The organism is Bacteroidota bacterium, assembly GCA_016194975.1.
GTDB lineage: Bacteria > Bacteroidota > Bacteroidia > Palsa-965 > Palsa-965.
The window spans coordinates 65,819-87,340 of sequence record JACQAM010000003.1 but is presented as its reverse complement, the minus strand read 5'-3'; the positions used below and the strand labels follow the sequence as shown (position 1 = coordinate 87,340).

General features: G+C 43.1%; 14 protein-coding genes. 10 read left to right on the top strand and 4 right to left on the bottom strand.

The window, feature by feature from the left end; genetic code table 11:
* Window positions 1-85: 85 nt before the first annotated feature.
* Window positions 86-502 (bottom strand): hypothetical protein, encoded by a 417-nt coding sequence (locus HY064_01065; GenBank protein ID MBI3509223.1) that lies wholly within the window; start codon window positions 500-502, stop codon window positions 86-88.
* 75 nt (window positions 503-577) lie between these two features.
* Here HY064_01065 and HY064_01060 point away from each other — a divergent pair, with 75 nt between their 5' ends.
* The 6 genes from HY064_01060 (at window position 578) to HY064_01035 (ending at window position 11,436) form a co-directional block, all read left to right on the top strand.
* Window positions 578-919, top strand: a complete 342-nt coding sequence (locus HY064_01060) for a hypothetical protein (GenBank protein ID MBI3509222.1) — start codon at window positions 578-580, stop codon at window positions 917-919.
* A 451-nt stretch (window positions 920-1,370) separates the two neighbouring features.
* Entirely contained in the window at window positions 1,371-5,117 is a 3,747-nt protein-coding gene (locus tag HY064_01055) for a TonB-dependent receptor (GenBank protein ID MBI3509221.1), read from the top strand.
* A 62-nt stretch (window positions 5,118-5,179) separates the two neighbouring features.
* Window positions 5,180-9,331, top strand: a complete 4,152-nt coding sequence (locus HY064_01050) for a T9SS C-terminal target domain-containing protein (GenBank protein ID MBI3509220.1) — start codon at window positions 5,180-5,182, stop codon at window positions 9,329-9,331.
* Between the two features lie 50 nt (window positions 9,332-9,381).
* The gene (locus HY064_01045) at window positions 9,382-10,455 is read left to right on the top strand and encodes a PorV/PorQ family protein (protein MBI3509219.1); all 1,074 of its coding nucleotides are present in this window, start codon (window positions 9,382-9,384) and stop codon (window positions 10,453-10,455) included.
* 109 nt (window positions 10,456-10,564) lie between these two features.
* Window positions 10,565-11,038, top strand: coding sequence for a transcription elongation factor GreA (greA, locus tag HY064_01040; protein ID MBI3509218.1), 474 nt, complete (start codon window positions 10,565-10,567; stop codon window positions 11,036-11,038).
* Window positions 11,038-11,436 carry an HIT family protein gene (locus HY064_01035; GenBank protein ID MBI3509217.1) on the top strand — a complete coding sequence of 133 codons (399 nt, stop codon included), beginning with the start codon at window positions 11,038-11,040 and terminating at the stop codon, window positions 11,434-11,436. Before greA ends, HY064_01035 begins: the two co-directional genes overlap by 1 nt.
* A gap of 9 nt (window positions 11,437-11,445) precedes the next feature.
* Here the strand turns inward: HY064_01035 and ruvC are convergent, their stop codons facing one another.
* Window positions 11,446-12,024 (bottom strand): crossover junction endodeoxyribonuclease RuvC, encoded by a 579-nt coding sequence (gene ruvC, locus HY064_01030; GenBank protein MBI3509216.1) that lies wholly within the window; start codon window positions 12,022-12,024, stop codon window positions 11,446-11,448.
* Window positions 12,025-12,064: 40 nt separating this feature from the next.
* On the opposite strand from ruvC, the gene HY064_01025 reads away from it, so the two are divergent.
* The 4 genes from HY064_01025 (at window position 12,065) to HY064_01010 (ending at window position 16,150) form a co-directional block, all read left to right on the top strand.
* Window positions 12,065-12,991 carry a hypothetical protein gene (locus HY064_01025; protein ID MBI3509215.1) on the top strand — a complete coding sequence of 309 codons (927 nt, stop codon included), beginning with the start codon at window positions 12,065-12,067 and terminating at the stop codon, window positions 12,989-12,991.
* The gene (locus tag HY064_01020; protein ID MBI3509214.1) at window positions 12,988-14,106 is read left to right on the top strand and encodes a glycosyltransferase; all 1,119 of its coding nucleotides are present in this window, start codon (window positions 12,988-12,990) and stop codon (window positions 14,104-14,106) included. Before HY064_01025 ends, HY064_01020 begins: the two co-directional genes overlap by 4 nt.
* 15 nt (window positions 14,107-14,121) lie before the next feature.
* Entirely contained in the window at window positions 14,122-15,363 is a 1,242-nt protein-coding gene (locus HY064_01015) for an ABC transporter permease (GenBank protein ID MBI3509213.1), read from the top strand.
* Window positions 15,364-15,535: 172 nt separating this feature from the next.
* Window positions 15,536-16,150 (top strand): deoxynucleoside kinase, encoded by a 615-nt coding sequence (locus HY064_01010; GenBank protein ID MBI3509212.1) that lies wholly within the window; start codon window positions 15,536-15,538, stop codon window positions 16,148-16,150.
* 70 nt (window positions 16,151-16,220) lie between these two features.
* Here the strand turns inward: HY064_01010 and HY064_01005 are convergent, their stop codons facing one another.
* Together HY064_01005 and HY064_01000 are read right to left on the bottom strand one after the other, a co-directional pair.
* On the bottom strand, window positions 16,221-18,311 hold the full coding sequence (locus HY064_01005) for a tetratricopeptide repeat protein (GenBank protein ID MBI3509211.1): 2,091 nt from the start codon (window positions 18,309-18,311) through the stop codon (window positions 16,221-16,223).
* A gap of 141 nt (window positions 18,312-18,452) precedes the next feature.
* On the bottom strand, window positions 18,453-21,509 hold the full coding sequence (locus HY064_01000) for a gliding motility-associated C-terminal domain-containing protein (protein MBI3509210.1): 3,057 nt from the start codon (window positions 21,507-21,509) through the stop codon (window positions 18,453-18,455).
* Between the last annotated feature and the right edge of the window lie 13 nt (window positions 21,510-21,522).

Below are 21,522 nucleotides of genomic sequence, written 5' to 3'. Positions count from 1 at the left end.
ACAGATCTTCAGAAAACTGGAAAGACATTCTCAATGAATGTCTTTTTTTTATTTCTGGTAAATTGAATTTGCCGGAGAAACTTTTTCAGTTCGTCACCCGAAGTGTAGTTCCGTCAAAAGTTGTCCGATACATTTTCAGCGGAATTACTGCGTGCCCTGCAACGTTGCTTCCATCACTCAGCAGAAATTGCGAACCGCAACTCACATCTTTCATCAGCACATTATTCGTAGTGTCGACCGCAACAACCGAAGACGGATCTTCAGGTTTGTAAGGACAAGTCCTGTCGTAAGCCATGAATTCACTTTGCCCTTTTCTGTAAATCACAATTCCGCGGTTGCCGCCGGAAAAATATTTCCATCCGCCAACCGTGGTCAAAGAAATATTCTGCGGGTCATTCACATAAACGATCAGGTTCACATATACATTCGGCACGTACTGGTGTTCTTTCTGGCAGGCAGAAAAGAACAAAAGGAAAATGCCGCTGACGAAATATTTTTTCATTTTGGTTTATCAAAGATACAATTCCATTATGGCAATCCGTTTTACATTGAAAAGGTTAATTTTGCAATGATGAAGATGTTTTCCATTAGACGAATAATTTTCCTTTGCGTTGCCGGGCTGCTGTTGCCAATTTTCATTCACGCGCAAACCGATGCAGGAACAGGAGGAAGCTCTGATAACGGAACTTCGGAAGGAGCAAAAGCGCCGGATAGCAAACTGGAAAAGAAAAAAGCAAAGCGCGAATGGAAGAAAAACAGAAAACAGGAACTGGAAGATGAGAAAGCGAAAAAGGAATACAATAAAAAATACAATTCAAAAAAAACACGCAGGCGAATGAAACGCGATCAGCGCGAAGCGCAACGGAATAATGAACATAAAAGTGAATTTTTTCTGATTCGATGGATTCACCATCTCTGACACTGACCACTTGTGCTGAAAAGTAAACCAATTATCGCCCTTCTATCGCCGCGAAAAAGAAAGAGAAGTTTGGTTTAACCTTCTTCAGATTCTTTCGTTAAATTTGACTATCACGTTCTTTATTCGCATTGTCGAATAACCCGAAGTCCTCCTTTCATTCGAGGCTCACTGGTCCCGGATTTATTCCGGGTAACGGTCGACAAAGATCCCATCCCAAACAGGTCTTTGTCTCCGCTGCAACATCCTCCCGGCAGCGGGTTTCACATACTGAAATTTCCGGTGAATAACATGGAATTTTATTGCTGATCTGAGCACAATTTTCAGCGTTGCTGAGCATGCTTTGGACATGTAAACTTTTGTTAAAAACAAATTTGCATGACAGAAATAAAACTCTCTATATTTACCGACTTTAATTTTGCACGACCAATACACAACACGAAACTGAACCACTATGCTGCGAAAATTCTACGTAGTTCTTGCTTTCATTCTGGCAAGCGTCTCTATCGCTTATGCACAAAGCGGAGGAGCAATCAAAGGCAAAGTCATTGACAAAGCCACACGCGAAGGCATTCCCTTCGCTGTAGTTACGGTTTCTTCAAATGGCGTTAATGCCGGCGGAACAACCACAGACATGAATGGTGAATTTCAGATCAAGCCACTCAACGCCGGTGTTTATCTTGTGAAAGTTCAATATGCCGGTTACCAGCCGCTGGAAGTGAAAGGCGTGATCGTGTCTGATCTTAAAACAACTTATTTCGATCAAACTCCTCTCGAACTCAACGCAACTTCTGTTCAAATGACGGAAGCGGTTATTGTTGATTATAAAGAACCACTGATCGATCCTGATACAAAATCCGGAAGTACGGTTACGCGCGAAGAATTTCTCGCAATGCCTTCGAAAAATATTAATTCTGTTGCGGCTACCACTGCGGGAGTTTACCAGGCCGACGAAGGAAAAGGACTTAACATGCGCGGAATGCGTGACGGAGGAACTGCTTATTTCATAGATGGTCAGCGTGTAATCGGAAGTGCGAATCTGCCTCAATCAGCTATTGAACAGGTTAACGTTATTACAGGTGGTGTTCCCGCACAATTCGGTGATGCTGCCGGTGGAATTGTAAATATTACAACCCGTGGCCCACAAGCGCAATATTTTGGTGGAGTAGAATTGATCACCTCTGAAGTTCTTGATAAGTATGGTTACAATTTTGTCGGATTTAGTGTGGGCGGTCCGATTCTCATCTCAACAAAAGATTCGAATAACATTCGTCCGATTCTCGGATTCATTCTTTCAGGCGAAGGTTCGATCGAAAAAGATCCGAATCCATCTGCAATAGGAACTTACAAAGTGAACGATGATACGCTCCGGTATCTTGAAGAGAATCCGTTGCGTCCGGCACCGAATGGAGCTGGATTTGTTCGCAATACAGAATTCACGCATATGGATGATCTCCAGAAAATCAAAGCAAGACAGAATGTGGAATCACGCACGCTTCGTTTGAATGCAAAGATCGATTTCAAACCAACAGAAAATCTGAATCTTACTTTTGGAGGTTCTGTTGATTACAATAATCGCCACGATTATATTTATGAATACGCTCTTTTCAATCCAACCAATAATCCAATGGTGAATGAAAATACCTGGCGTGTTTACGGGCGACTCACTCAGCGTTTCGGAAGTTCAGGAGTTGAAGCTGATAAAAGTGCGTCCAACATCAAGAACGCGTACTATACTTTGCAGGTAGGATACACCCGCTATAAAAAAGTTACCGAAGACGATACGCATAAAGACAAGTTCTTTGATTACGGTCATATCGGAACTTTCCACCAGTATAAAACACGAACTTTTGCTCCGGGAAATATTATTTACAACGGAGATACTACGCTCGGTTATATTCAAACAGCTTATTCCGATTCTGCTCTCACATTCGACCCGCATTATTATGATACCTATACAGGATCTTATGGTAGCAACGGACTAGACTATACTTACGATGGTCAGCACGATCCTCTGAACCCGCTTGAAACAAACTATACTTCTTATGTATATGATAATCTTGGCGGCAACGTGGTCAATGGTGATGAGGTGAGAGCAAATCTTGGTTTGCTTAACGGTGATCGTCCTGGCAACGTTTATTCATTGTGGTATAATACAGGTCGACAGTATCCCGGATATCATATAACAGATAATACGCAAGTGAGGGTATCAACCAGTTTCTCGGCCGACATTAAAAATCACGCTATCCAGGTTGGTTTCGAATTCGAGCAGCGGGCTGAGCGTGGATATGATCTTTCAGCTGCGGGTCTTTGGGACAGGATGCGTCAATTGGCAAATGCACATCTTACACAACTTGATCTTGCAAATCCGCATATGTATAATTATGGAACTTATAATGCTTATCTGTACGATCGTTATTATGATGCATCACAGCAGAAATATTTTGACAAATCACTTCGCGCCAAACTAGGAATGCCGGAGAACAGTACAGACTGGATCGATATTGATGCTTTGCCACCTTCTTTCTTTACTCTTGATATGTTCAGTGCTGATGATATGTTGCTTGATGGGAATAATATTGTTTCTTATTATGGTTACGATTACACAGGTAAGAGAAGCAAAGGCAATCCATCTTTTGATGATTTCTTCAATCAGAAAGATGCGAATGGGAATTTCACTCGTGCTGTACCTGCTTTCCGTCCGATCTATATGGCTGGATATATTCAGGATAAATTCGATTTCAAAGATTTAAAATTTAATGTCGGTGTTCGCTTTGATCGTTTTGATGCAAATCAGAAAGTTCTTAAGGACAAGTATCTTTTCTATGAAGCAAAAACAGTATCAGAAATCAAATCGGAATTTCCCGGCACAAGTATTCCTGATAATATGGGTGATGATTATGTTGTGTATGGTGATGCTACGTGTAACTGGAATACGATAGTAGGATTCAGGAATGGTGATACCTGGTATGATGGAAATGGAAATGAAGTTGCCGATCCTTCAGTTATTGCACAGGCTTCTCAGACAGGACAGATATCACCAATCCTCGTGAATTGCAATCAAACCCAGATCGATTCAAAAGCATTCAAAGATTACTCACCTCAGATCAACGTAATGCCGCGTATTGCGTTTGCATTCCCGATCTCTGAGGAGGCGAATTTCTTTGCGCACTATGATGTGCTCACACAACGTCCGACTGACGCTTATCGTTTGGATCCACTTGAATATTATTACATCGCGAATCGAGTAGCGTTGTTCAATAATAATCCTGACCTGAAACCAATGCGTACTACAGATTACGAATTGGGATTCACACAAACACTTACAGCTCGTAAGAATTCTGCGATCACACTTTCTGCATTCTATCGCGAAATGAGAAATATGATTGAAACAGTTGCGGTGAATTATGCATACCCTGCGAAATATCTTACTTATGGCAATATCGACTTCGGAACGGTAAAAGGATTTACAGTTGCTTATGATCTCCGCCGTACCGGAGGAGTTCAGCTTACTGCAAGTTACACGCTTCAGTTCGCTGATGGATCTGGATCAGGAGCAGGTTCCGGCGCGAATCTTGTTTCTGCGGGTCAGCCTAATTTGCGTACTACTATTCCTCTGGACTTCGATCAGCGTCATTCTATTGTTGCTAACGTTGACTATCGTTTTGGTTCTGGTGCAAACTACCACGGCCCGGTTTGGGAACGTAAAGGTGGAAAAACAGTGAAGCTTTTCGATAACTGCGGTGCAAATATGGTTTTCCGTGCTGGCTCAGGTACTCCTTATTCCAAACAATCGAATGTTTCTCCTGAAGCCCAATTCGGCGTTGCAAGTCGCCAGATACTGCAAGGATCTATTAACGGATCAAGACTTCCATGGCAGATTCGCGTTGACCTCCGCATTGACAAAAATATTGATCTTCATTGGGGAGGAAATGAGAACGGGGAAGGACAGAAAATGGCCAACCTAAATGTATACCTGCAGGTTCTGAATGTTCTGAATACAAAAAATATTCTCGGAATTTATCGCTACACAGGAAACCCGCTTGACGACGGTTATCTTGCTGCTGCGGAAACACAATCGCTTATTAATTCACAGAATGACCCCACTTCATTCCGCGATCTTTATTCAGTGAAAGTTGCTAATCCATCAAATTACAGCATCCCGCGCCGCATTCGTATAGGTGTAATGCTCGACTTCTAATCGAACGTGTGATTTTTATCAATACAAAAAAAGAAAACACGTAAAATCTAAAAGGAAGCAAAATGAAAATCAAGTTTAGTATTATCGCAATCCTGATCTCCGCAGCAATGTTTTTCTCATTCGCTGCAAGTGCAAGAGAAAATGGAGCAAATGGTCACCGTGAAGCATCTGCTCACCGTGTTACCACACAGGATCAGCTCGCGTCATCCTGTACGCCCGCAACTGCGAAAACAGATCTCGATGTAAACAACGTAAGAACTACTATTATGACCGGTGGTGATATGTGGTGGGATTTGAGCACTGCGCGTTACGAAATTCCAAAAGACGGTAAAGCACATTCAATTTTTGCCGGCGCACTTTGGGTAGGGGGACTGGATGCAGGTGGACAATTAAAAGTTGCTGCCATGACTTACCGGCAAACCGGAAATGACTTCTGGCCCGGTCCTTTGGACACCACAACAGTTTCTATTGATGCAACAACCTGCCAGGCTTATGACAAACACTGGAAGATTACACGTAAAGACGTTGATGATTTTGCTCTTTACAATGCTGGCAACGGTGCACCAGGTTATACAGTTCCTCTTGTCATTCAGAGCTGGCCGGGCAATGGAGATGCTTCTTTAGGCCAGGGACATTATCTCGCGCCATTTGTTGATGTAGATGGAGATGGTTATTACAATTGGGCTGCGGGAGATTATCCTGCATACGATCTTAACGGTACTCTCGGCTGTTCCCGCTTCCAGTTATTCGGTGATCAAACTCTTTGGTGGGTGTTCAATGATAAAGGAAACGTTCACTCTGAAACTGGCGCTGCAGCTATTGGACTTGAAGTGCAGGCACAGGCATTTGGATTTTCTACAAATGATGAGATCAACAATATGACTTTTTATCGTTACAAAGTGATCAACAGATCTACCGTTGCGATGAATGATACTTATTTCGGACAATGGACCGACGCCGACCTTGGTGCCTATGACGATGATTATGTAGGTTGTGATGTTTCGCGCGGATTGGGTTACACTTATAATGGTGATGCGAATGATGGCACAAGTGCACTTCCCACAATTGGAACGTATGGAGCAAATCCGCCAGCGATTGGAATGGACTTTTTCGAAGGACCACTTGCTGATCCCGGCGATGGAATTGACAACAATCGGAATGGAGTAACTGATGAGCCGGGTGAGCAGATCATCATGTCGAAATTTGTTTATTATAACAACGACTTTTCTGTTATCGGTAATCCTGAAAATGGAACCCATTATTACAATTATCTCTCAGGATTCTGGAAAGATGGATCGCCTTTTACCTATGGAGGAAATGCCTATGGTGGTTCTATTGTGTGTGATTTTATGTTCCCCGGAGATTCCGATCCACAAGGATGGGGAACCAATTTCCAGCCGCAACCACTTTGGAGCGAAGCGTCTGTTGGGAACACTCCTTTCGACCGTCGTATGATGCAGTCTGCGGGACCATTCACCCTTCAACCTGGAGCAGTGAATTACATTACTGTAGGCGCAGTTTGGGCGCGTGCCTCCAGTGGGGGACCAACAGCATCTGTAAATCTGATGCGTACTGTTGACGATAAAGCGCAGCGTCTTTTCAATAATTGTTTCCGTACTCTGGATGGACCTGATGCTCCGGATATGACGATCCAGGAACTCGATAAGCAACTTGTTCTTTATCTCACGAACAAATCGAATTCAAATAATTATCTCGAAAAATACGAAGCATATGATCCATCGATCGTTTATTCTTCTTTGAATTCTGCACTTGCAAATATCGATACTACTTACGATTTTGAAGGTTACCAGATATTTCAGTTGAAAGATGCGACAGTCACAACAGCCGATCTTTATAATCTTGACAAAGCAAGATTGGTTCAGGAGTGTGATTTGAGAAATGGTGTAACGCAATTGGTGAACAGAGAATTTGACCAGTCATTGAATGCGGATGTTCCGCAGGATATGACCATTGAAGCAAATGATGTGGGAATTGCTCACTCCTTCGATGTAACGGAAGATGCTTTCGCAACCGGTAGCCGGACGCTGATAAATAACAAGACCTATTATTTCCTGGTTCTGTCTTACGCCTACAACCAGTATTTGCCTTATGCAGATGTAACTTTCGATTCACTTTATCCATTGAACGCATCAAATATCGGTCAGAAAAAACCGTATCTCGCAGGAAGAAGAAATGTGAAAATTTATTCCGGCATACCGCACATTACTTCTCCGGAAGCAAATGGTACGCTGCAACTTTCAAATTATGCAAGCGGGCCTAAACTCACAAGGATGGAAGGTTCCGGTAGCGGACAAAATGTTCTCGATCTGACTGAGGAATCGGAGAATGCAATTGTAGCGGCTCCGCCGGTTGTGTTTGATGGTTCTACAGGAACTTGGAATGGAACCGCCCGTGTCGACCAGGTGCAATACCAGAATGGAAAAGGACCGGTAAATATTAAAGTGATCGATCCGCTCAATGTACCTGATGGTATATTCAACATTAAGATAACGAATAATGTTGCTTCCAGTTATACAGTTGCAGCTGGTACAACTCACTGGGTATTGAATGAAACGTCACCATCTGTTCGATCGTGGGCATCTGATACGTCGCTTACTTTCTACAGTGTTTACGCTAATGAACAGATCATTCCTGAATTGGGAATGTCTGTGACCATGGCACAGGTTCAAACCCCGGGATTAGGCGCCAATCCTCTTGCAAATAGTGCCCTTGAATCTTCGATCACATTCGCCGATCCTTCCAAATCTTTCCTTACCGGTGTTGTTGACGAAGATGGTTCATCTGTTGCAAATTGGATTCGAGCTGGAGATTATCGATACACTCAATCCAATCCTCCTCCGTGTGCTCAGTCATTCGATGACCGATTTACGGGTGCTACACCAATCGACGCTAATGGAGATTATGAAAAATTAGTGGGCGGAACCTGGGGACCGTATCGCTTGTGCGATGATGCCATCAAATCAAGTGTGACCACGGTCTGCTATGAGACCGGACTTGCATATTGGGATACGCCTACAATGCAGACGAATAAATTTGAAAACCTTGCAAACGTAGATGTTGTACTCACAAATAATCGTGCGCAATGGACACGTGTTCCTGTTTTCGAAGTCGGTTCGAATCCTTCTCTTAATGCCGGCGGTGTTGGGCCATTGTTGCTCCGAAGCGGATCGTCAGTAGATCAGTATGGAAGAGATATTGCTCATGGTGGATCCTCTGGTTCCGGAACCGGCAATAGTGACTTCATCAGTGGAACAGGAATGAGTTGGTTCCCGGGATATGCAGTGAATGTTGAAACCGGTGAACGTTTGAATATTGCTTTCGGCGAGAATTCTTCTCTTACAGCTGAGCGTGGAAATGATATGTTATTCAATCCAACAGCTGACGAATACTCTGACTTCCCTTACCAGTATCCTCTTTTCGGCGGACAACATTACATTTATATTTTCGGCCATAATGGAAATGCACGCTATACCACCGGTGCGTTGAATGGTGAATTGAAAGATATTCCAGCATACGATTATGGTAAAGCGATCATGAAGATCATGTCATCTGCAACCGCTGCCACAGATCGAAATGAGGTTTTCCGTGATGCAATGTGGTGCAGTATTCCAATGCTCAATGATAATTACAGAACATGGTCATGGCCTTATAGCAGTTCTACTGTTATTCCTACCGATGTGAAGGTTCGTTTGCGTCTTGCGAAACCATACAAACGTATGCTCACCGGAATTACACCGAATGCGCAGAATCCATTATTGCCTACAGATAGTGTTGCCACTTCGCAAAATGGTAATAATCCTATGTACTATTTCGATACTCATGATCTGAAAGTAACACTCGGTGATAATCAAACCGCACAGGATGCTATGGCGCTTATCAATATCGTTCCGAATCCTTACTACGCTTATTCTGCGTATGAAAAGAATCAGATAGATAATCGCGTTAAATTCACCTGCCTGCCTGAAAACTGTACCATAAGAATTTATACGGTCAATGGTACACAAGTCCGCAAGTTGACCAAAGCGTCGGCGCAAACTTACCTCGACTGGGATTTAAAAAATCAGGCAGGAATTCCTATCGCCAGCGGATTATATATTATTCACATTGAAGCTACAATGCCGGACGGTTCAACAGGAGAGAAGATCCTGAAATGGTTTGGCGTGATGCGTCCAATAGATCTCGATGCATATTAATCATGATCTGTAGAATGTAATCTTCCGAATGAATTTTTTAAAAACAGAATATGAAAACATCAAATAAATCGATCATCATAATTCTCACAGCAGGATTGCTTTTCGCTTGCACTGAAAATGCATTCGCGGGGAATAAGGATCGCGCCGGCCAGGCAGGTGCACAGGAATTGCTCATCAATCCTTACGCAAGGACTTCCGGATGGGCAGGATCCAATTCTGCTTCTGTACGCGGGCTTGAAGCGATGTATCTGAACGTTGGAGGAACAGCTTTCACTCAGAAAACAGAACTTCTTTTCGCCCATACAAATTGGCTGGGAGGAACCGGCATTGGTATCAATTCTTTCGGATTTACACAAAGAGTTGGAACTACCGGTGCTATCGGTCTTGGTGTTATGTCAATGGATTTCGGTGACATCATGATCACTACAACTGATCTTCCTGAAGGTGGTATTGGAACTTTTCATCCAACCTATACCAATATTGGTTTGTCATACGCGAAAGGATTTTCAGAGCATATTTTTGGTGGTGTTGTGGTGAAAGCGATTTCAGAATCTATAGCAGACGTTGCAGCAAGAGGTGTGGCCCTTGATGCCGGAATTCAATACGTAACTGGGAAATATGATCAGTTGCATTTTGGAATCTCATTGAAAAATGTTGGGCCACGGATGCGTTTCTCCGGCGATGGACTTTCGTTCAAAGGAACTTCGCCCAATGGAAATTATGCAATGACGCTCGAGCAGCGTTCGGCGGATTTTGATCTTCCGACTTGTCTGAACATCGGAGCATCTTATGATTTCTATTTTTCAAACGACAGTTTGAGCATGAAAAATCACAAGATCACCGTTGCCGGAACATTTGTTTCGAATTCATTTTCAAAAGACCAGTTCAATACAGGTGTCCAGTATACCTGGAAATCTATGTTGATGGTTCGCGCGGGTTATTACTATGAGCAAGGCATTACTTCAACAACAGATCGTACAACTGCTTTCACGGGACCTACAGCAGGCGCAACTTTTGAAGTTCCTTTCGGAAAAAAAGGATCGACTTTCGCGATCGATTATTCTTATCGCTTTACAAATCCTTTCAGTGGTGTTCACTCGTTTGGAGCGCGACTCAACCTCTGATGCACTTGGGCTTTTAGCCTGATTTTATTATCTTTGCTCTGGCAGGAGAGTTCCGGTAAAACGGGATTCTCCTTCGCTTTTCAATAATACCACCGAAAAACCCAAAGTCATGTCCCAGATTACTTATGTAACCGAAGAGGGCCTCAAAAAATTACACGAAGAACTTCTCTTTCTTAAAACCAAGGAAAGGGCCAGTATTTCGCGCCAGATCGCAGAAGCCCGCGATAAGGGTGATCTCTCCGAAAATGCCGAGTACGACGCAGCTAAAGATGCACAGGGCTTATTAGAACTGAAAATTTCAAAGCTGGAAGAAATGGTCAGTAATGCACGCGTGGTTGATGCGTCACAACTCGATCTTTCTAAAGTTCTTATTCTTTGCAAAGTCACGATCAGGAATACAAAGAACGGCCAGAAAATGACCTATACGCTTGTTCCCGAAAATGAAGCGGATCTCAAATCAGGAAAGCTCTCTATCAATTCCCCTATTTCGAAAGGATTGCTGGGAAAAAAAGTGGGCGACATTGCTGATGTGGTTGTTCCTTCAGGTAAGATGCAGTTTCAGATCGTAGATATTTCCCGCTGATGCCCAGTATTTTTTCGAAGATCATTGCAGGAGAAATTAGATGTCACAAGATCGGTGAAACAACTAATTGCTTTGCTTTCCTCGATGTGTTTCCACTCGTTGAAGGACATGTGCTCGTTGTTCCAAAAAAAGAAGTGGATTACCTTTTCGATCTCGATGATGAATTACTTGCAGAAATAAATCTGTTCTCAAAAAAGATCGCCAAAGCGATTGAAAAAGTAATTTCCTGCAAACGCATTGGCGTGGCAGTTATCGGGCTTGAAGTTCCTCACGCACACATTCACCTTGTACCCCTCAATAATATTTCTGATATTAATTTTTCCCGGACTAAACTCAAACCTTCTGCTGAAGAACTCGCTGCTGTTGCCGAAAAGATCCGCGCTGCTTTGCAGGAATGAAATAACAGTTCACTTTTTCTTCCCGATAAGTCGCGATGGATTTTCAGTCAGAAAATTTTTCCATCCGCTGACTTTTTTTTCAAGATTTCCATTTCCGTTATTCTGAAAATGATGGCAAACCGCCGCAGCTAATGCATCAGTAGCATCGAGGAATTCGGGTGTCTCACGAAATGATAATAAAGTTTTAAGCATTGCAGCTACCTGTTCTTTCGACGCATTTCCATTCCCGGTGATCGATTGTTTTATTTTTTTCGGGCTGTATTCACGAACAGGAATATTTTTCGATAATGCAGCTGCGATCGCTACGCCCTGCGCGCGACCCAATTTGAGCATCGACTGAACATTCTTTCCGAAGAACGGAGCTTCGATTGCAAATTCATCCGGGAGGTGCCTCGAAATTATTTTCTCGGTTTCCGAGAAGATCATCTTTAATTTGGTTGCCGGATCTTTGATTTTTTCCATCCGGATAACACCCATTTCAAGCAGGAGCATTTTTTTCCCGGTAAGATGTATCACACCGAACCCCATAATATTTGTTCCGGGATCTATCCCGAGAATGATCTTATCCTTGTTCTTCTTTATTTCCATCGGGAAAGCCATGGCCGGCTTTTGTAAATTTACATTTGTAATGAGACCAGCAAACAGTCGTGATGCATTCAGCTTTGCAATAAAATTAGCAATTGTTTTGCTTGCGGTCGGTTATATCGTGTGGAGATTACAAAAAGGTGACGATCCAGTTGGTATCACAACCAGGATTTTTCGCGAGATAAAATTTTTTCCGGTTGATTTCCTATTTGTATTTTTTTTAATGCCGGTGAATTGGGCGCTCGAATCATTGAAGTGGAAATTAGCTGCCGGTCAACAGGTGCAGATGAATTTTATGCAAGCCGTTCGCGGTGTTCTAGCAGGAGTAACCATTGGTACTGCAACCCCGAATCGCGTGGGAGAATTTGCCGGAAGAATTTTTATGGAAAAAGAAGAAGACCGTTTGCCGCTTTTATTTCTCTCCTTCATTTGTAGTTTTTGCCAGGTGATGGTTACGTTCCTTGCGGGTATCGCCGGTATGCTCGTACTCGGTGATAATGCCGGGCTGACGCAGAATGAAAAAATTTTCATTTATGTTTCAGGTGCTCTTTTCTGCTGCACACCTTTTCTTCTTCCGCTTCTTTCCAGCAAGTGGAAAGAGAGAACAAAACAATTGAGGAATTTTCCGATCAGTGTTTTCTCAAAAATATTTTTCCTTTCCATAATCCGTTACGGGATTTATGTGTTCCAGTTCGCATTGCTTCTTCATCTCGAAAAACCGGAGATGTTTCTTTCAGATATTATTGGCGGCATTCTTGTTTGTTATCTCGTAATAACACTGGTACCGACTTTTGCTTTTACCGAGGTTTTGATAAGAGGAAGTATTGCCGGCCTTGTTTTTTCTGCATCAGGTTTCGGTAAAGCAGGATTCATTGCCGCTGTTGTACTCTGGATAATCAATGTGGCGATACCTTCACTCATTGGAAGTATTTTCGTTTTCAGATTGAAATTCTTCAACCGGGTAAAATGAAAGATATTCTCAGCGCGATTATTTCATTGCTCCTTGCTGCTTATTCCATGCGCCTTCTTGTACCCGCGATCCGTTTTTTTTTCCGGAAAAATTTCAGGCGCACTGAAAATGAAAATCATTTTATTTCCATAGTGGTTGCGGCGAGAAATGAAGAGACCAATATCGGTAAACTCATTTCTTCCATCATGCAACTTGAATATCCTTCAGATAAATTTGAGATTATTATTGTTGATGATCATTCGGACGATGAAACGGTGCAGCGGGTGGAAGATATGATCAGCGATGAAATGAATTTTAAAATTCTGCGCGCAGGTGCAAATGAGAATGGGAAAAAAGCTGCCCTTACAAAAGGAATTTCCGAAGCGAAAGGAGAGATCATTGCCACTACCGACGCTGATTGTAGTTTGCCCACTCAATGGCTGCAGGAAATTTCCAGTGCATTCTCCAATGAAGAATTGCAATTATTTGTCGGTCCCGTAATATATGCGAGAAAAAATTTTCTCTCTTATTTTTTTCAGAACGAACAGTTGGCGATCCAGGTTTTTGCAGGAGGATCCCCCATGAATGATCCGATGTTTGCCAGCGGAGCTAATCTTGCCTACAGAAGAAAAATATTTTTTAAAACCGGCGGATATGCAAACGATAAATATGTTTCGGGGGACGACATGATGCTGCTCTACAGAGTGAAAAAAAAATATCCGGCCGGCTGCAGGTTTCTTCATTCGCGCGCATCCATAGTGCATACGCTCGCGCCCGCGAACTGGAAAGAAGCGATACAGCAACGTTCCCGGTGGCTTTCGAAAATGAAGGGAATGAAAAACACCGCACTAAGGTTTACTGCGCTCGTCGTATTCTTCTCTAACCTTATCGTCCCCGCATTTTTATTCATCGCAGTTTACCAGTCCCACGCACTTTTTCCATTGGGAATCGCAGCTTTGTACAAGATGACGGTTGACGTTTTGTTGCTATCTTTATCCGTTCCGTTTTTCGGGGAACGAATTGTTTTTTTAACCTTCATTCCTGCAGAGATCATTTATCCTTTCGTCAGTATCATTGCCATCGCAATGAGTGTTCGGAAAAAAATGAAATGGAAAAAAAGAGTTTGGAATAATTGAATCTCCCGCATTTCTATGGATAACAGCGGCAATAACCGATCTTATTCACTCGCCTCATTCGCGTGGCATCGTCTCCGGAGAAATAAGCTTGCTATGACCGGCATTACGATCATCGTAATTGCTATTCTTGTTTCTATTCTCGGTTACAGCATTACACCCGATTCAAGCCCTGATGCTGATACACACGTAGACGAGATCGGTATTAATCGCCCCGGTTTCAAAGTGCTGATGATTCGATTGAGAAAAAATGCGGAGTCTGAAGACAAAAGTTTTTTTTCCTGGATGTTCACCGGTAAAAAAAATGATTACGAATACCATGCGATAAAACGCTATTGGTTTTCCGGGAATAATATTTATTATGAAGAATATACAGGTGATACCACGATGGGAAAGATTATTCCCTACAATCTTGCTGATGCGGTGTACGCCATCAATCAGGCATTTCCCATTTTAGATGATAGTATCAATGGCACCGATGATTTTTATGCTTACGGTGAAGTGCGCAAGATCCACAAAACGGTAAAGGAATTGCAGGCAGAAGTGAAGGATAATATTTTTGAAAAAAGATTTTTACTCGGCACAGATCATTTCGGCAGAGATCTGCTCAGCAGGTTGATGATAGGAACGAGAATATCACTTTTTGTCGGATTGGTTTCCGTTGCTATTTCTCTTCTTATCGGAATTCTGCTGGGTGCTATCTCCGGTTTTTTCCGCGGATGGGTGGACGATGTGATCATGTGGATCATCAACGTGGTCTGGTCGATTCCAACTTTGCTTCTCGTGATCGGAATTACACTTTTATTCCGCACCGGTATCTTTCCGATCTTCGTTGCCGTTGGTTTGACGATGTGGGTGGAAACTGCACGTGTTGTGCGCGGACAAATTCTCAGTGTGCGCGAAAAAGAATTCGTAGAAGCAGGACGAGCGCTCGGATTCAGGAATGCACGCATAATCATGCGGCACATTCTTCCAAATGTAATGGGGCCGGTGATCGTTATCTCTGCCAATAATTTTGCTTCTGCCATTCTTATCGAAGCAGGATTGAGTTATCTCGGTATTGGCGTTACACGTCCAACTCCATCATGGGGTGTGATGATCAGCGAATACAAAGGTTACATTCTTACCGGTGATGCTTATCTCGCGGTATTGCCCGGACTCGCGATTATGTTCGTCGTGCTTGCTTTTACACTGCTCGGTTACGGTTTGCGCGATGCCATCGATACGAAATTGCAGGGAGAAGACCGGATTATGACTTAGAATTCAATGATTCAATAATTCAAAAATTTATACTGGAAATCTTTATTCGTAAATCTTTGAATCATTGAGTTTTTGAATTTAAGAGATGAAAATTGTTAGTATTTATCAGTTGCTCACCAATAGGGATTTTCCTACTTTAGCCGCACACACGCACAAAATTTAATACACACTTATGCATATTGCCATTGCCGGAAATATCGGTTCCGGAAAAACCACTCTCACGACCTTACTCTCCAAACAATTCGGATGGCAGGCGCATTACGAAGACGCTGATGAGAATCCTTACCTCAGCGATTTTTATGAAGACATGCAACGCTGGTCATTCAACCTTCAGATTTATTTCCTGAACAGCCGTTTTGCTCAGGTGCAGGATATTCACAAATCCGGAAAGAATGTGATACAAGACCGGACGATCTACGAAGACGCACATATTTTTGCCCCCAATCTTCATGCAATGGGACTGATGACGACCCGCGATTTTGAAAATTATTTTTCTCTTTTCAAATTAATGGAGTCACTCATTGCCCCACCCGATCTTATCATTTACCTGCGCGCATCCGTGCCCACACTCGTGGCGAACATACAGAAGCGCGGGCGCGATTATGAAAATGCAATTCGAATCGATTACCTGAAACGACTCAACGAACGTTACGAAGCTTTCATTTCTACTTATGAATCAGGAAAGCTACTCGTGATAGATGTAGATGAAAATAAATTCCACGAGAATCCCGAACATCTTGGCGAGATCATGAATAAGATCAGTGCGGAGATCAACGGATTGTTTTAAAAATATTTTTTCTGAAAATGAAAATGCGCTGATTAGTAGCGCATTTTTTTTTGAAAAGGAATTTTCCTCCTCATACCTTCATCCCGATCAAACAGATATCATCCACCTGCTCGTAATTACCTTTCCATTTTTCGAGAATATCCTTCAGTAAAATTTTCTGCCGCGACATTGGTTCATTGCGCAGAGAGAGCAGCGTTTCTTTCAGCCGCGAATACCTGAATTTTTTTCCCTGCTCGCCCCCGAACTGGTCGGCAAAACCATCGGTGAAAAGATAAATAATATCATCTTTTTCCAAATGAAGACAATGATCCTTGAAGGGAGTCATTTCATACATGAAGCCGATCGGCTGCTTCGTCGCTTTTATTTCAATCAATTCTCCTCCCCGAATGTAATAGAGCGGATTATTGGCACCTGACCATGTGAGTTCTTTCGTTCGAAGGTTGAGCCGCAAGAGTGAAATATCCATCCCGTCGTAATTCGAACCGTGTTCGTGCTGATCGAGTTCACTGATGAATTTTTTCCGGAGTTCTTCAAGAATTTCCGCAGGAGAAAGAAGCCGGGAAGTTGCGTTGATCTCATTCAGAAAAGCAGTACCCAGCATGGTGAGCAATGCACCGGGAACTCCGTGGCCTGTGCAATCGGCCGCGCAGAAATAGAGATAATCCTCTTTTTCCAGTGCCCAGAAAAAATCACCACTCACAATATTTCTCGGTTTAAAAAAAATGAAATGGGGTGGGAGATGAAGTGAAACATGCTCTTCTGGTTTAAGCAACGCTTTCTGTATCTTTTTTGCGTAGATAATGGAATCGAGAATCTCTGTTTGTTTTTCTTCGACCAGTAATTTTTGTTTTGCAATTATTTTTTTCTGTTTTTCCGATTCGCGCAAACGGCGGAAAACAAAAATGATAAGAAAAGCAAGTCCGGAAATTCCGAGAATAAGGGAAACGCGTAGGTACTTTTCTTTTTGGAGCCGGGCGTCTTTTGCCTGCAATTGCGCATCTGTCAGTTTGATCTGATCGGCTTGGAGGATGCTGTCTGCTTCTGCTTTTTTCTCGAACTCGTAACGGAGTGTGGTCTTCGTGATTTCTTTTGTGTGAGCATCATTTACCAGTGAATCCTTATAATCCTGGTATTTGATGAAATAGTTCAGCGATGATTTATAATCATGCAATCCGCTGAAAGATTCCGAAAGACAATTGCAATCATCGCGTTCCACTTCCGGATCACCTATTTCCATGGCAAGATCATAAGCTTTCATGCAAAAAGTTTTTCCATTAATAAAATCATTTCGGCTGTTATAAAGAATTCCGAGAGAAGAATAAATGCGTGCAAGATCGATCGTACTGTTTGTTTTCTCTGCTAATTGCAGACTCTCCCGGTAATTTTTTTCGGCGTTATCAGGATCACCGAGATCTTTGTAGATTCCACCTATGTTGTTGTAAGTCCCGGCAAGACTTTCTTCATCGCCGAGTTCTTCCTCGATCAATTTACATTTTTCATAATAGGAAAGCGCTTCTGAAAATTTTTTTTCGAGTTGGTAAATTCCACCGATATTACTGAGTGAATTAGCCATTCCCCGCTTATTCTTAACGCTATCCTGGATATGAAGACTCTGCTCAAAATTTTTCAGAGCATCATCATAGTCTCCCTGCTCTTTATAGATCAACCCGATATTGTTGAGCGTGGTCGCTATCCCTTTCACATCTTTCAATTCATCTTTTATTCTCATACTTTCCTGGTAATAGAAAATTGCGGATGGGTAATCTCCCTTCATTTTAAAAATATTCCCGATGTTATTAATTCCCGACGCCATTCCTCTTTTATCATGTTGCGCGCTGTCGAGCGCTACTGATCTTTTGTAAATGATAAACGAGGTGTCGAAATTTCCTTTGAAATAATAAGCCATTCCCATTGTACTGAGGGCAATGCTTTCGAATTTCTGATTGTGGATGGAAGTGGCAAGATCCAGTTCTCTTTTAAGAAGAATGATTGCAGTATCAGGATCTGTATTCACATAACTTCTCGCTAAAGCATGATTTGCTTTCAGCCGAACTGTGTCGGGCCGGCCATGATCATTCCAGATATGAAGAAGTGAATCATTATTCTGCGCCGCGCCGCTCACCGAAAATAATAAAGTGATACCAAAAATTATTTTTTTCACAGAAAAAGAATTTAACCAGTTCATCCGGATTTGAACTTACAGAATAAAAACGGCATGACAATTTCCACCACGGCGAATGGAATAAACTTAAAAAAAAAGAAGTCTTGCGAACAGGATCTCTTCCGGAAAAATATTCCAATCTTAATTTCCCCTGATCAGATGAATAAATCCTTTTTCATTGTAGATCTTATCGGTATCATCTATCATGTGAGCAGTGAAATAATAAACACCGTCTGTTGCTTCTTTTCCATTCTTCGCCATTCCGTTCCATCCACCGGTAGGCCCTTCCCACACATACACGAGCGCGCCCCAGCGATCATAGATATCCACATGCACAGTTTTCATTCCTGAATTCGTGATGAACCAGAGATCATTATTGCCGTCGCCATTTGGGGTGAACACATTCGGGATCGAGTAAGAAACATTCGTCACTTCAATGCACGTACTGTCGCTCGATGTACATCCTGCTGCATTTGTCGCTGTCAATGCAATGCAATACGATCCGACATTTGAAGCAGTTAGCGCCATGCACGGATTCTGTGAAGTGGATGTATCTGTATTATTGAAATTCCACGACCACTGCACAGCGCCTGTTGTATTATCGGTCACGCAGAGATTCCCTGCACTGAGCGAGAAAACTCCATTCACTGCATTCGTTGTGAATGAAACTATAGGTGGAGAATTCAAGATCACTGATGCAGTTCCGGTTTGTATGCAACCATTAGCATCCGTTACAGAAACTGTATAAGTAGTCGAAACAACAGGATTCACCGAATGTGATGATCCGTTTCCACCATCGGCCCACGAATAGAAATACGGACCCACGCCGCCATTTGCATTCGCAGTCACTGTTGCATTTCCACCGGGACAAATGGAATCCGGTGTCATCGTCACGTTAAGTTGTGTTGGCTGCGTCACCTGGAAGGTTTGTATTGCAGCACAACCACTCGTATCGGTTGCAGTCACTGTGTATGATCCTGCAGGCAATCCATTCGAAGTTGGCCCGGGCCCTCCGCTCGGCGACCATGTGTAACTGTACGGTGGTGATCCGCCATTGACGACCATTGAAGCTGAACCATCCGCATTACCGAAACAACTCACATTTAAAACATTTAGCGTCGACGTTATGGCGGGAGGTTCTATGATCATAAATATCTGCGTGGCATTACACCCGTTAGCATCCGTTATTGTACACGTGTATTGTCCGGCTGCAAGATTCGTTGCGGTCTGGTTATTTCCTCCCGTTGGAGACCAGAAGAAAGTGTATGGGCCGGTTCCTCCGGAAGGAATTGCAGTTGCTGTTCCGTCAAAATTTCCGTTGCATGTAATATTGGTTTGGCTTGATGCAATGGAAATCGGATTTACAGAAGTGATCACAGCAGTGTCAATGATCGAACATCCATTCGCATCAGTAATTGTTACGGTATAAGTTCCAACAGAAAGATTGAGATCAGTTGCACTCGTACTTCCATCGGTCCACAAATAAGTGTAAGGCGAACTTCCTCCACTCGGATTTGCAGTTGCACTTCCTGGACCCGTACATCCAACAGGGAAAGTGGTCATGGTATTCAGAAGCACCGGAGGATCTGTAAGCGTAAAAGTTTGAGAAGCGCTGCATCCATTTGCATCGGTCACATTCACGGTGTAAGTTCCGGCAGCTAATCCTGTTGCTGTATCATTCGTTCCTCCGGCAGGACTCCAGAGATAATTGTATGTCGGATTTCCGCCACTCGTGTAAACAATTGCAGTGCCTGTTGATTGTCCGTTGCACACCGGTGATGTTGAAGTGAAAGTCAAAGCCATCGATGGAGGTTGTGTGATCACCACAACTTCATTGTATGTGCATGGTGTTGCATCAGTAACAACACAAGTGTAAGTTCCAGGAGAAAGTCCGGAAGCAGTAGGGCCGTTTCCACCTGATGGTGACCAATTGTAAGTGTAAGGACCAGTTCCTCCCGTTGGTGTAACAGTTGCTGTTCCATCGTTGTTACCAAAACATGTTACACTATTCACAGCAGCAGTTGCAGAAAGATTCGCGGAATTTCCAACAGAAACAGTTTGTGTTGAAGCAATACATCCTCCACCAACAGTTACCGTGTAAGTTCCGGAACAAAGATTAGTTGCTGTAGCAGCGCTGCCGCCACTCGGTGACCAACTGTACGTGTAAGATCCCGCAGGAGTAGGAGTGATCGTTGCAGATCCATCGCAGTTTCCGCACGTCGCCGGATTTGAACTTGCGCTGAGCGAAATAAGATTGCTTCCGCTCGGACAAACAGAACATGTGGTTGTCTGCCAATACAACCCTGCAACGCAAAGATTGAAACAATCTCCACCGGTGTTGAGATTAAAATTGGAAGTAGTTTGCGCAGCGTTAACGGTGGTTGGAACTGAAACATAATTCCACCAGTCCCATGCAAATGTTGCAGGCGTTCCGTTCATGGTCAGCGATGTTACCGAGAATTGAATATCGCCAACGCAGATGAAAGCAGTTGCATTTGTTGTTGCACCACATACTGGCGGAAAATTCATATTGTAATTTGCAACTCCTCCACTCACTTCAATACATCCGTCATCAATGACGAGAGTTCCCTGCCACGGTTGTGTACGATTACTGTAGATCACGATGAGCGTTGCACCATCCATATCTTCTCCTGCAGTCGGTGGATTTGTAAATACGTTGCTGAGATTATAAGTTCCGTTTCCGCTGATGATAGAAGTAACATCTGCGCGATAAGTGTAAGTTCCCTGGTATCCCCAGCATTTGTCGGGGCCGCTACCGATAACTGTCAATGGAAAATTCTGTGGGCCACCGGCAGGAGGTTGTATCGTTACTGTTTGCGCAGCGCCAGTTCCGGAACCTTCCACGTACAGGTAAGCTTTTTCAATGGTATCGCAGGTTTGTAATCCGCTGATAGTGTAAGGAGCTGGTTGCGGAATTCCGATCGGTGTAAATCGTTGGCCGAGTCGCTGCGAAATAGAAATATAATTCAATCCGCATTTGGAAAGCATGAAAGTATTTCCAAGCGTGTTGTTTCCATCCTGCGTATTCTGGTGGCCACTGCTTCTTGCAGTAGAATTGGTTGCATTGTAGCCACATGCTCCGGGTACACCAGGACAGTTGGTTGCGTGCTGTGCTTTAACTGCAATTGCAGAAAAAACTAAAACGTAACTCAGAATTAATCTGGAAAAATATTTCATCGCGGAATTATTT